The sequence below is a fragment of the Ancylomarina sp. genome, assembly GCF_041555295.1.
Taxonomy (GTDB): Bacteria; Bacteroidota; Bacteroidia; order Bacteroidales; family Marinifilaceae; genus Ancylomarina.
The window spans coordinates 1-12,524 of sequence record NZ_JBFFKR010000087.1 but is presented as its reverse complement, the minus strand read 5'-3'; the positions used below and the strand labels follow the sequence as shown (position 1 = coordinate 12,524).

Here is a 12,524-nt window from a genome sequence, read left to right as displayed (position 1 = left end):
TTACCATTTTTACAATGAAGGATGATATTAAAAATGTAAAGGTAAGCCTGGAAACAAATGACTTGTTTAAGATTAAAGGTAGCAAATCGCAGAATTTGACTTTCGAAAAGCAAGGCGAACAAATGTTGTACTTCGATTTACAACTGAGTGAAAACATCGGTATCGGGAAAGTGAAAATTATTGCAACTAGCGGTGGCGAACGTGCTGAGTATTCAGTAGAATTAGATGTTCGCTTGCCTAATCCTTCCATCCATAAAGTGATTGAATATGCCATTGAACCCGGTAAAACATGGACTGAGAGTTTTAAGGCCATTGGTATAGAAGGTACCAACAAAAGCATACTCGAGATTTCGCGTATTCCTGCAATTAATTTGGGACAACGACTTGAATATTTAATTCGATATCCACACGGCTGCATAGAGCAAACCACATCGTCGGTGTTTCCTCAATTGCATTTGGCTAAACTTATGGATATAAGCGAAGAGGATAAGCAAAAGATTGAAGACAATATCCGCGAAGGCATCAAGCGTTTAAAGAAATTCCAAGTAACGGGTGGAGGCATGACGTATTGGCCAGATTCGTACAACGAGTATCCTAGTGATTGGGGAACGAGTTATGCAGGGCATTTTATGTTAGAGGCCAAGGCGCAAGGTTACCAATTACCAGTGGGATTCTTGGGTAAATGGGTTTCATTTCAGACTAAGCGAGCCAACGATTGGACTTCGAATAGTGGCAAGTACTACTACCGTAGCGACCAATTAATACAAGCTTACCGACTTTACACTTTAGCTTTAGCTGGCAAACCTGCACTGGGAGCCATGAATAGAATGCGAGAGATGAATAATTTATCGACCGTATCGCGATGGAGATTGGCAGCAGCCTATCAGCTGGCCGGACGCGAAAGTGTTGCTAAAGCGATTATCTCGAATTTAGATATCAGCGTGCGAGATTACAAAGAGATGTCTTATTCTTATGGAAGCTCGGAACGCGACCAAGCCATGATTTTAGAAACCCTTGTGTTGATGAACGACAAAGTGAAGGCTAAGAATGTACTTGACGATTTGGCTGATAAATTATCTTCAGACAAATGGATGAGTACCCAAACAACAGCCTATTCTCTTTTGGCAATATCTAAATTTGTTGGTGTGGGCACCGATAAAGTTGATTTAAAATATGACTTCACTGTCGATAAGAAAAACGCTAAGTCGATAAATACAACATCGCCTATTTCGCAAAAAGAATTAAGTATCGATGCGATTAATTCACATCAGATAAAGGTGACAAACACCAGCGATCAAATTTTATTTGCGAAGTTACAGTTAGAAGGTATTCCTTTGCTTGGCGACTCAACATCTTCGGCCAATCATTTAAAAATGCAGGTAAATTATTACAACCTGACTGGTGAAAAACTAGATCCTAGTCGTTTGGTACAAGGCACCGATTTTGTGGCCGAGGTGAGTATCTCGCATCCGGGTATTAAGGTCGATTATAAAGAAATGGCCTTGACTCAAATATTCCCATCGGGTTGGGAAATTCGTAACCTAAGAATGGAAGGAAATACGACAACTGAATCAGGTGATAAATCGCGCTATCAGGACATACGTGACGATAGAGTTTATACTTATTTCGATATAGCAAAAAACAAAACCAAGAAGTATAAGGTGATCTTAAATGCGGCTTATCTTGGGCGATTCTATTTGCCAACGGTGTATTGTGAGGCGATGTACGATAATGATATCAACGCTAGCCAAGCAGGTAAATGGGTAACGGTTGTATCACCTATGCCTGTAAAAGCAGCTGTTTCAGATAAGACGAAAAGTGATACGCTAAAAGCTTCAAAATAGTAAGTGTGTTTTGTATTCGTGATTGATAAGAAAAAAGAATAACAACAAATTACAAAAGCGGCAGATAAGTGGGATAAAGTACATTGTACTTTACCCATACGTTAGCACAAATACACACAATGATGAGAAGAATTTATAAGCTTATTACAATTTCATTTTTTATTGCTATTTCTTGTACAGGCTACTGTCAGAACGAATCTTTAATTAAAGAGAAAATTGAAGGTAGAGTTATAGATACGCTTGAAATTAATGAAAATAATGTCGTGATTCATACCATTTGGTTAAATGATACATTGAGAGTTAAAATACAAGATCAAGAGCTTACGTTCGATTTTGAAAAAATGAACAAGGCTTTTAGTGGTAACACTAGCTTGAATACTGAAAAGGGGCGTCAAGAATTCATGCAATTTATGAAAACCAGTGGGCAAAATTGTTATTCATATGCTTTAGAAAGATATTTTGATAGTAATGGTTTCGGGAATCAAAGAGTATTTAATAAGAAAACATTTATTGGAGTAAAAACCATACATCAAATTGTTGATCATTATTTTGACGAAATTATGACCTTTAACACTCATCCCAAGCGGAATTTGAAAACAAAACTACCCGATAATGTTCTGCTTGCATTCATTGATCCATTGGATTCGATTAGTCACACGATCTATTACTCCGATGGTGTTTTTTATACTAAAAATGGAAAATTCAAAGCAACCAAATTTACGAATTTGAAGAAGTATTTAAAGGAGTGTTACACCGATACTAAAATGATTAAAGTTTATCGATTTGATAAATTAAAACTTAATTTGTCACTTCATCCATAAAAGTACTTGTGCTAAACAAAAGCTAAATTTAATGGGCGTTGATAACGCATTTTGAAAGCCTAGTTTAATTAATAAACACCAGCAAGCCAATTAAATTGGTTTGCTTAAAAATATAAATAAGTTAACACGGCTTGCTTATTTAGTGGTTTGATAAGACAACTGTTTTAATCGCCTACGCAAATTAGAAAGATCGTTGTGGGTAATTAAAATGAAACAATAACACTATTTCATAATGGGAAAAAAGAAAAAAAAAGAAACGAATTATCAATTTGCAATCGAAATTGCTGAAGGTTTCTACCAAACTGGTTTATCTGTAGCAAAACACTCTCATGAAGTAAAAAATGATCATGGTTATATTTGGATCCCACCTGGAGTAGTAAATTTTAGTTTCGCTACAGAAATCCTATTAAAAGCTACAATATTTTATGACTTGAGACAAAACCCTTGGGGACATAAGTTATATGATCTTTATCAAACCCTCTCGGAACAAACAAAACAAAATATTGAAACATCATACAAACTTTATAAAAAGGAAAATATAAAAGTTGACTCTCTACCAGCATATAAAATAGCAATTAGTGTTGGTGATAATAACACTGACCGTTCTAAGGAATCAAATTTTAATGAAATAAAAAACCTACTAGAGATACATAGTGACTCCTTTGAGAATTGGAGATATGTTTATGAATTTGGTGAGGAAGGTTATTGTTATGAGTTTGATTTTAAAGCTATGGATGCATTCTATAGAGCATTATCGGATTCGTTGAAAGTTATGCTAAAAAAAGAAAAAGCGTCTTTTGAAATGAAAATGGTGTAAGGAACAACTACCCCTCTGGTGCGCAATTAGCTTCGCTAAACTCCACTTCGTTTCGGTAGTATCGCGTTCCTTAATTAAAAAAATAAAACCACACGATAAAATCGTGCGGCAGCAAGGATATAAAGCCCAACAAAACCTAAGAAATTGATTTTTGGATGAATGCACAAACTGCATAAGCTGACAAATTACTTTTTTAACAAATGCACAAACTGCATAGCTTCAAAAAACACTTTTTTAGTGAATGCCAAAACTGCATAAGCCGACAAATTGCTTTTTTAACGAATGCCAAAACTGCATAAGCTGACAAATTGCTTTTTTAACGAATGCACAAACTGCAAAGCAAAAAAATGATTTTTAGAAATAACAAAATTTGCAAGCCTAAATAATTAATGAAGCCAAAAGCCTTAAATTCTCTGATAAAACTTCCAAACCTCATAAAGCTTGGGAGTTTTGCTGTTTTATTCATTTGGTTCTGGCTTAGCTTGCCTCAACCAATTTTCAATACACCTTATTCAAGTTTACTATTCGATCGAAACAATCATTTGTTGGCAGCTCAAATTGCTCCCGATGGGCAATGGCGATTCCCTGCAAGCGATAGCATTCCCTATAAATACGAGCAAGCTCTAATTCATTTCGAAGATCAGTACTTCTATTATCATCCAGGCGTAAACCCCTTCTCTATTGGTAGAGCCTTGGTTCAGAATATTTCGGAGAATCGTATTGTAAGTGGAGGCAGCACCATTACCCAACAACTTATTCGTATGAGTCGGGATGGTAAGCAAAGGAATTTGTATCAGAAATTGATCGAATTTGTGCTATCAGTCAGGATAGAGTTATCCTATTCCAAAAAAGAGATTCTAAATTTATATGCCTCGCATGCGCCATTTGGAGGCAATGTTGTGGGATTGGAAACAGCCTCTTGGCGATATTACGGACGCCCATCGAGTAAATTATCCTGGGGAGAGACAACCACTTTGGCTGTTCTTCCTAATTCACCATCATTAATTTATCCTGGCAGAAACCATAGCATCTTATTAGCAAAGCGAAATCGCTTACTGGATAAGTTGGCTAAAAATGAAATTATCGATTCCTTAACTTGTGAATTGGCAAAGGCTGAACAGTTGCCACAAAAACCCAAAGCTTTACCTCAATTAGCGCCTCACCTATTAACGCGTGCCATAAACGATGGGCAACAAGGAAAATCGATTCAAACCAGTATAGATATCAATATTCAGCAATCGTGTAATCGGATTATTGAGCAACATTACAAACGCCTTAGAAAAAATCAAATTCAGAATGCCGCAGCTTTAATTATCGATGTGAAATCGGGGAAAGTACTTTCCTATGTTGGTAACACGCCTGGCCAGGATATCAATTCAGGCCATCAAGTCGATTTAATATCTTGTAATCGCAGCTCAGGAAGTATTCTCAAACCTCTCCTTTATTCCTTAATGATTAAGGAGTCGCAGCTTTTGCCTCACACATTATTAGCTGATATTCCAACTCAAATATCGGGCTATGCACCAAAGAATTTTAATAAGAAACACGATGGCGCTGTAAAAGCCAGCAATGCATTAGCAAGGTCCTTAAATATTCCTGCAGTTTTGATGCTTCAGAAATATGGTGTGGAAAAATTTCGGAATAAGCTTAGAGAACTAGGATTCACAAGTATCAATCGGTCGGCTGATAATTATGGCTTGAGTTTGATATTGGGTGGAGCTGAGGTGAGTTTATGGGAGCTTGGAAACGTCTATTCGAGCCTAAGCAGAATGTTACAATTCTATACGGACGAAAGTTCAGAATATTCAAGCGATTTGTATTTTCCAGCTTCCTATAAATCATCATTTACTTATAAAGTCAAGAACAAATCTTTCAATGATATGATGGGAGCTGCTCCCGTTTATCACACTTTCGAGGCTTTAAACGAAATGGATAGACCCATAGATGGTGTCAATTGGAGCCTATATAAGTCATCACGAAAAATCGCATGGAAAACAGGAACGAGTTTTGGTCATCGCGATGCATGGTCGGTTGGTATTACTCCCGAATATGTCGTAGTTGTATGGGTTGGTAATGCTGATGGCGAAGGACGACCGGGCTTAACGGGTGGCGCAACAGCAGCACCCATTTTATTCGATATTTTTAAATCGCTCCCAACTAGTACTTGGTTCGATAAACCATACGATGATATGGTAAAAGTAGCTGTTTGTAAAAAGAGTGGCTACAAAGCCTCATTCAATTGCAATGAAATAGACAGTTTAGATGTTGCAATTGCTGGAGAACGTACAATTGCTTGCCCCTATTGTAAACAAATCAACTTAGACAAGACGGGCCATTATAGAGTAAATGCCGATTGTTACCGTGTTAGCGATATGATTCAGAAATCGTATATGGTTTTACCTCCAGCAATGGAATGGTATTATCAGAGGAAAAACCCATTGTACCAAACTCGACCACCCTATTTAGAAACTTGCATGAGTCAGAATAATGAGAACATCGATATTATTTACCCAAAAAATAACACCCGCCTTTTTATTCCTAAGAATTTTGGAGGATTACTCGAACGATCAGTTTTCCAGGCTGCCCATAGTATTCCAGGAGCAACGATTTATTGGCATATAGATAATGAATATTTAGGCAGCACTAATAATGTACATCAAAAGGAAGTATTTGCCAGTTTGGGCGAACATATTCTCACATTAATAGATGACAAGGGTGAAGTTTTAACTCGAAGATTCGAGGTGGTAATGAGTGAGAAATAGTTAACTATCTCTTCGTACGACTATTATTGCTTATAATCAGGCTTTGAAGCCATATTTTTTTATAATTTTACCCACCCAAAAGAAACCAATCATTCTTTTGATTATTTTAAGCTGTATATCAACAAGTATGAATTGCTGATATTTAAATACAATGACGATGGAAAATAATTTGCAAATTTACAATACACTCAGCCGAAAGAAAGAGCTGTTTACGCCTATTAACCCCGGACATGTTGGATTATATGTATGTGGTCCTACTGTTTACGGTGATGCTCATTTAGGTCACTCTCGTCCAGCAATTACATTCGATATATTATTTCGTTTTTTAAAGCATTCTGGCTATAAAGTGCGCTATGTTCGTAATATTACCGACGTAGGACACTTGGTTAACGATGCTGACGAAGGAGAAGATAAAATTGCAAAGAAAGCCCGTTTAGAAGAATTGGAACCAATGGAAATCGTTCAGTATTTTACTGATCGCTACCATACCAATATGAATGATCTAAATGTTCTAATGCCAAGTATTGAACCTCGTGCTTCTGGTCATATCATCGAACAAATTGAACTTATCGAAAAGTTATTCGAAAATGGATTTGCCTACGAAAGTAATGGTTCGGTTTATTTCGATGTAGAAAAATACAGTAAAAAGCACGATTACGGTAAGCTTTCTGGGCGAAAAATTGAAGACCTTATTTCAAATACTCGCGAGCTAGAAGGACAAAGTGAAAAGAAGAATAGCTTTGACTTTGCACTTTGGAAGAAAGCGAATCCTGAGCATATCATGCGTTGGCCATCGAAATGGAGCGATGGTTTCCCAGGATGGCATCTTGAGTGTTCGGCTATGAGTCAAAAATATTTAGGTGCTGAGTTCGATATTCATGGTGGTGGATTAGACTTACAGTTCCCACATCACGAATGTGAGATTGCACAATCAACAGGAGCACATGGTCACGAAGCAGTTCGTTACTGGATGCACAACAACATGATCACCATCAATGGTCAGAAGATGGGAAAATCATTGGGTAATTTCATTACTCTCGATCAACTTTTTGCTGGTGATAATGATGTGTTAGAGCAGGCTTATAGTCCTATGACTATTCGTTTCTTTATTCTACAAGCGCATTACCGTAGTCCTCTCGATTTTTCGAATGATGCACTAAAAGCTGCAGAAAAAGGCTTTAATAGATTAATGGCAGCTATAGCAACCCTTGATAAAATTAAAGCTGGAGCAGAATCAACAGTTAATGTTGAAGAGCTAAAAACAAAGGCTTATGCTGCATTAAACGACGATATTAATACGCCAATTCTTATTGCTCATCTTTTCGATGGTGTAAAAATGATCAATTCATTAGCAGCCGGAAAAGAACAAATCACAGCTGAGCAGCTTGAATCACTTAAGAAACTTTATCAGGATTTAGTTTACGACGTATTGGGATTGAAAAATGAAAAGGAAGCTGATGGGGGAACCAATGAGATTCTAGATAAGCTTATTTCTTTATTACTAACAACTCGAAACGAAGCCAAGCAAAATAAAGATTGGGCAACAGCCGATAAAATTCGTAATGAATTAATCAGTTATGGTATTGCCATAAAGGATACAAAAGATGGTTCAGAATGGGAACTCATTAAATAATACAAAAGCTGCTCAATATTTATTGAGCAGCTTTTTTTTAATCAATTGTTAAATTAATATCATTAGTTTAACTTTGGTCTTCGGAGTATACTCTCGTTTATTATAATTTTACCTCTTTCTTAAAATATGAAACTTCAATCGCTAATTATCTCCTTATGTCTTGTTTCACTTACGGCTTGTAATGGAAACGGAGCTCATAAAACTTTATCTAAAACTGAAAACGAAGCTCAAACTAAGGTTATAGAGTACATTCGTAGTTTAAAGTTAAAGAATCCAGAGCGTGCTAAGGTTTTTGCTCAAGGAGATACAATTGAAATTTCAATCAAACAAAGAAAGAATTCTGAAGCTATAGATTCCTTACAACTATTCATTGATGGCAAGGTAAACCAAACAATTTCATCTGACCCCTGGACTTTTTCACATATTGCAAATGAAAAGACGATGGGTAAGCATAATTTTCAAATAGTAGCTTTTCATGAGGATGGAAAAAGAGGAAATATCTCATCGTACTATAATATCAAATCGAATATTGCGCCAAAGGAATTGACTTATAGAGTTGTTAATACCTTTCCTCATGATGTAAAATCCTATACTCAAGGCTTATTCTACCATGAAGGTTATTTGTACGAAGGAACTGGCCAACACGGGGAATCATCTCTTCGTAAAATCGATATCATAAAGGGAGAGAGTGTATTCGATAGAAAACTAGAACCAAACTATTTTGGAGAAGGTATTACCTACTATAATGGAAACATCATTCAACTAACCTGGCGAGCACAAAAAGCTTTTGTTATAGATGCTGAAGACTTCTCGCAAAAGGATTTTTTCAGACCACCAACAGCTAATGGTGAAGGTTGGGGAATTACAACTATGAATAACAAACTTGTTATATCTGATGGAAGTAATAAATTAACGCTAGTTGATCCGAACAACTATAGTAAAATAGGCCAAATAGAAGTTTACGACGAGAAAGGTGAAGTGGATACTTTGAATGAACTGGAATATATCAATGGTAAAATCTACGCCAACGTATGGCTAACTGATACAATTGTTATTATTAACCCTACAACCGGTCAGGTTGAAAGTAGTTTAAATTTGGAAGATATTCTGAGTCCTGCTGAGAAGCGTAAACTAATTGAAGGTGACGATGTACTTAATGGTATTGCTTACGATTCTATAAACAATCGCCTATTTGTAACAGGAAAACGTTGGTCTAAACTTCTGGAAATAAAGATTGATTAAATCGATTGTTTAATCAAGTTCCAACTTTCCAGATCTCCCTTTAAAATGAGAATTTCGTGTTGATCTTAGGCCTTCGTATGAACTAAGAAGGCCTTTAACACTCCCTATTAATACTTTTGCCTCAACCATAATTGGAACTCGGTTACTATCGTTACTCACCCAAATGGTCATATCCTCTCCACCTTGAAAAAGATGGCCTTTTACCAACATTGGAGAAAATTTTAAACACTCGTAAACTTCTCCACTTTTAAGTTTCACGTTTTCTATCCCTTTATATCTGATATATAAATTGTGCACCTCATTATCAATGAGCATACGAAGTGGGATTTTTTCTTTCTTTTTATATTTTGAAAAATCTAAATTACGCGTATAATAGGCAACCGATACAATATCAGAGCTGATTGATTTATTCTCAAGTGTATCTTTTTTTTCAGGCTTTTGTCTCTTTCTTATTTTCGAGTATATCTGATCCTTATCGTAATCGAACCAATATTCATGTCGAGCAATATAGTCTCCTTCATGCGTTTTACGATCAAAATAATAGGGTTTTAAACTCGTTGTATCAACATAACATGAAATCGTGTCACGTAACTTGAAAAACCAATCAAAAGCCTTTAAACTTCTACCTAAAGCTTCAATTTTATAGGCTGGCTTGTCAGAGTATGATTCGTTCTTAACCTCCAGCTTCACTTCTCCTGCTGCAACCCATATAAAACCCCAATTGTAGTAGCCTCTAAAGGTCAATTTTTCACCTGACTGAAAAGCAAAATTCTCAATTCCTGATTTCTCCTGAGATTTTAATTGACCAATCGAACAAATTAATACGAGAATAAAAAGAAGATATCTCACATCAGAAATATTAAAGATTCACTTTACCAATTTTTTTCTCAATCGAACTAACCTTAGACTTAAGGCGATTGTGTTTGTTTTTCTGAATATCAACAGTCATTGTTGAATAAACACGGTCAGAATGTGGTTCAAGAATGGCATAAGCTCTATTTACGATCTCCAGTGCTTCAGGAAAAGTCTCAGTTTCTATAAGAGTGCCCATTGCTGTTAATTGATAATCGACACCGCTTTCGCGAATCATTTCAATAACTTGACTGACATATTGACTAACGCTATCGCCCTTATCTGTTGGAAAAATAGCAAATTCTAAAAGTGCCGACATAATATTAGTTGTTTAGTGTTCGTGAGATATAACAACATTCTCTTCAACCTCCCAATTGGAACGCACCTTAATCTCCTTACGGAAATAATGAACGGTCTCAGGCTGTAGGTTTAAATTATAGTTACCCGTATCCCATTTACCATTATCATTCCAATCTTCAATAATTTTGATAATATAAGTCTTTGGTTCCAGATACTCAAAAGTAATAAGCCCATCAGAATAAATCTTTTTACTCTGTATTAGAGTTTCGTTCTTATTATTCTCGATAACTTGTACTATAACGGGTTGATGAACGTGATCAACTTGAAGAAGTATTTTACCGTAGTACTCAAGCTCTTTCGTTTTAAATTTCTTTGTGTAAGTATCGCTTTTTAAAGCATAAATATTTTCAAAAGTCGCTGAATCAATATCTAAACGGTAACTGGTTTCAGATTCCCATTTCACAATCATGTGATAAGTACGCAATAAGGCCGAATCTTTCACAAAATCAAAAGGTACAGCAACCTCTAAAGTATCCACCATCTTAACAAGATGAATACTATCAAGTATAAAATTATCTAGAGGTTCGTTGAACTCAAATTCAATATCTTTATTAAGATCGTGAGATGATTTAATACTCGATTTAAACTCAAAAACAGGTTTCTTAATTTTAGATTTCTCAGCTTGCTTCTTTGTTTGCTTTGCCTTTTTAGGATCTTTAAAATTCAACTTTAAAGTATCACTAAAACTAACAAGTTGTTTAGTTGAGTCCGTCTTTAAATAGTTCAGTACAACAGTCAGAGTATCCCTCTTGTAAATATTAGAATCAACAACCCAATACGATAACGTATCTAGAGTACTATTACTCTCTATAAGAAAACTACTCGCATCGTCCTCTATTTCTAAAATATCAATTTTTAAATCGTCAGTTCTTTTATAAGAGAACTCAAAATCGAGTTTCTCACGTCGAGAACGATTAAACTTAGTTAGATATAATAAAGGATTTTCCTCCTCAAATAAATTAATGTGTAGATCAGCAGGACTGAAAGCTGTATAAGTTCTTAGAGCCGATGAATCTGGAGATATACTATCCAGTTTCTGAAAGGTATGAGCAGACGGAGTAAATAGAGTATCTAAAAAACCGATAACTTCACCTGGTCCATTATATTTATAATCGCGATTCCCATCAATTAGAGCGAAGATTTTATAAGTTCCAGCTTTCAGATTACTCAAATTAAAATGCCCTGCAGTGTCGGTTTGAGAAACGTAATCTGGAATAGTAGTCAAGGGGACAGAATCCTGATGATTAGAGTAAGCAAAAATCTGAACTTTCTCAATTGGAAGATTAGTAAAAGCATCAACAGCGTGGCCTTGTATACTTAGTGAATCAAGTTCTTTTCCTGTAGAAAATACATACTGAAAATTACCTAAAGGATTTCCTTCGTTATTATCCGCGATACCATCAGCAAAATCGAGTGTATAAGTTGTATTGGGCTTTAAGCTATCTCCCATATCAACATAGATAGATTTACCACGTAAGTTCACAGTAGGCTTTCTATCAAGAGGTGGAGATACTACAAATTTTTCGTTGATATCTTTCAACTGCACAAATTCATTGAAATAGAGATTCACTTTTCCACCTTTAACTTCAGTTGAAAAATTAGGAGGAACTGTTTTTTCCACAACAGGAGACTCTTCATCCTTAGGTCCACCAACTGGATATCCCATGTTTGCACATGAATAAATTAGGGAAGAAATAAACAACCCAATAAGAATTTTACTAGTAAATGCTTTCAATTCGATTTGTTTTGATAATGATCTACAAAATTATAAAGATTAAAAACAAAAATAAGTTAATAAAGCCAAAATGCTTATGTCAAAGGTTTTTAATTTCGATTTATTAAGAAATAGACGTCTGAGAATCCATTAAAGATACAACTTGGACTGATATTGATTGGTTATATGAAGAAAACCTGCACCAAGGGGAGTAAAAAGTAATAATTAACGATTCGTTATAAATGTAGTATTGCTATTGAGATATAGGGAAGATATTTCTAATAAGGAGGATCTCATAAAGGAACTTAGGGTTATTAGACTATCCCCAGATTTCAGGGCACAAAAAAAGCGTCTTGCTTCGTAAGAAACAAGACGCTTAAAGGTTGGCATCGACCTACTCTCCCACCTTTCGGCAGTACCATCGGCGCTAATGGGCTTAACTTCTCTGTTCGGGATGGGAAGAGGTGGAACCCCATTGC

Annotated in this window: 8 protein-coding genes, 1 rRNA gene and 1 pseudogene; 6 read left to right on the top strand and 4 right to left on the bottom strand. The window is 35.8% G+C overall.

What is annotated here, in order from left to right:
- The 6 genes and pseudogenes from ABY905_RS08295 to ABY905_RS08270 form a co-directional block, all read left to right on the top strand.
- A pseudogene (locus tag ABY905_RS08295) lies at window positions 1-1,844 on the top strand (alpha-2-macroglobulin); the annotation flags it as partial.
- Window positions 1,845-1,966: 122 nt separating this feature from the next.
- On the top strand, window positions 1,967-2,665 hold the full coding sequence (locus tag ABY905_RS08290; RefSeq protein ID WP_372642446.1) for a hypothetical protein: 699 nt from the start codon (window positions 1,967-1,969) through the stop codon (window positions 2,663-2,665).
- Window positions 2,666-2,897: 232 nt separating this feature from the next.
- Window positions 2,898-3,482, top strand: a complete 585-nt coding sequence (locus tag ABY905_RS08285; RefSeq protein ID WP_372642444.1) for a hypothetical protein — start codon at window positions 2,898-2,900, stop codon at window positions 3,480-3,482.
- Window positions 3,483-3,871: 389 nt separating this feature from the next.
- Complete coding sequence (pbpC, locus tag ABY905_RS08280; RefSeq protein ID WP_372642442.1) at window positions 3,872-6,244, top strand: penicillin-binding protein 1C; 2,373 nt, start codon at window positions 3,872-3,874, stop codon at window positions 6,242-6,244.
- 157 nt (window positions 6,245-6,401) lie between these two features.
- Complete coding sequence (cysS, locus tag ABY905_RS08275) at window positions 6,402-7,877, top strand: cysteine--tRNA ligase (protein WP_372642440.1); 1,476 nt, start codon at window positions 6,402-6,404, stop codon at window positions 7,875-7,877.
- Between the two features lie 126 nt (window positions 7,878-8,003).
- Window positions 8,004-9,119: a glutaminyl-peptide cyclotransferase gene (locus tag ABY905_RS08270; RefSeq protein WP_372642438.1), complete on the top strand. Its 1,116-nt coding sequence runs from the start codon at window positions 8,004-8,006 to the stop codon at window positions 9,117-9,119.
- Window positions 9,120-9,128: 9 nt separating this feature from the next.
- Here the strand turns inward: ABY905_RS08270 and ABY905_RS08265 are convergent, their stop codons facing one another.
- The 4 genes from ABY905_RS08265 to rrf all read right to left on the bottom strand — a co-directional run.
- Window positions 9,129-9,968 (bottom strand): DUF3108 domain-containing protein, encoded by an 840-nt coding sequence (locus tag ABY905_RS08265; protein WP_372642436.1) that lies wholly within the window; start codon window positions 9,966-9,968, stop codon window positions 9,129-9,131.
- A gap of 10 nt (window positions 9,969-9,978) precedes the next feature.
- The gene (locus ABY905_RS08260; RefSeq protein WP_372642434.1) at window positions 9,979-10,290 is read right to left on the bottom strand and encodes an MTH1187 family thiamine-binding protein; all 312 of its coding nucleotides are present in this window, start codon (window positions 10,288-10,290) and stop codon (window positions 9,979-9,981) included.
- A 12-nt stretch (window positions 10,291-10,302) separates the two neighbouring features.
- Window positions 10,303-12,066, bottom strand: coding sequence for an Ig-like domain-containing protein (locus ABY905_RS08255; protein WP_372642432.1), 1,764 nt, complete (start codon window positions 12,064-12,066; stop codon window positions 10,303-10,305).
- Between the two features lie 360 nt (window positions 12,067-12,426).
- Window positions 12,427-12,524: ribosomal RNA gene (rrf, locus tag ABY905_RS08250) — 5S ribosomal RNA — on the bottom strand; the annotation flags it as partial.

Coding starts and splice junctions, on each gene's coding strand:
- ABY905_RS08290 (WP_372642446.1), top strand. CDS start 1,967: ATGAGAAGAATTTATAAGCTTATTACAATTTCATTTTTTATTGCTATT.
- ABY905_RS08285 (WP_372642444.1), top strand. CDS start 2,898: ATGGGAAAAAAGAAAAAAAAAGAAACGAATTATCAATTTGCAATCGAA.
- pbpC (WP_372642442.1), top strand. CDS start 3,872: ATGAAGCCAAAAGCCTTAAATTCTCTGATAAAACTTCCAAACCTCATA.
- cysS (WP_372642440.1), top strand. CDS start 6,402: ATGGAAAATAATTTGCAAATTTACAATACACTCAGCCGAAAGAAAGAG.
- ABY905_RS08270 (WP_372642438.1), top strand. CDS start 8,004: ATGAAACTTCAATCGCTAATTATCTCCTTATGTCTTGTTTCACTTACG.
- ABY905_RS08260 (WP_372642434.1), bottom strand. CDS start 10,290: ATGTCGGCACTTTTAGAATTTGCTATTTTTCCAACAGATAAGGGCGAT.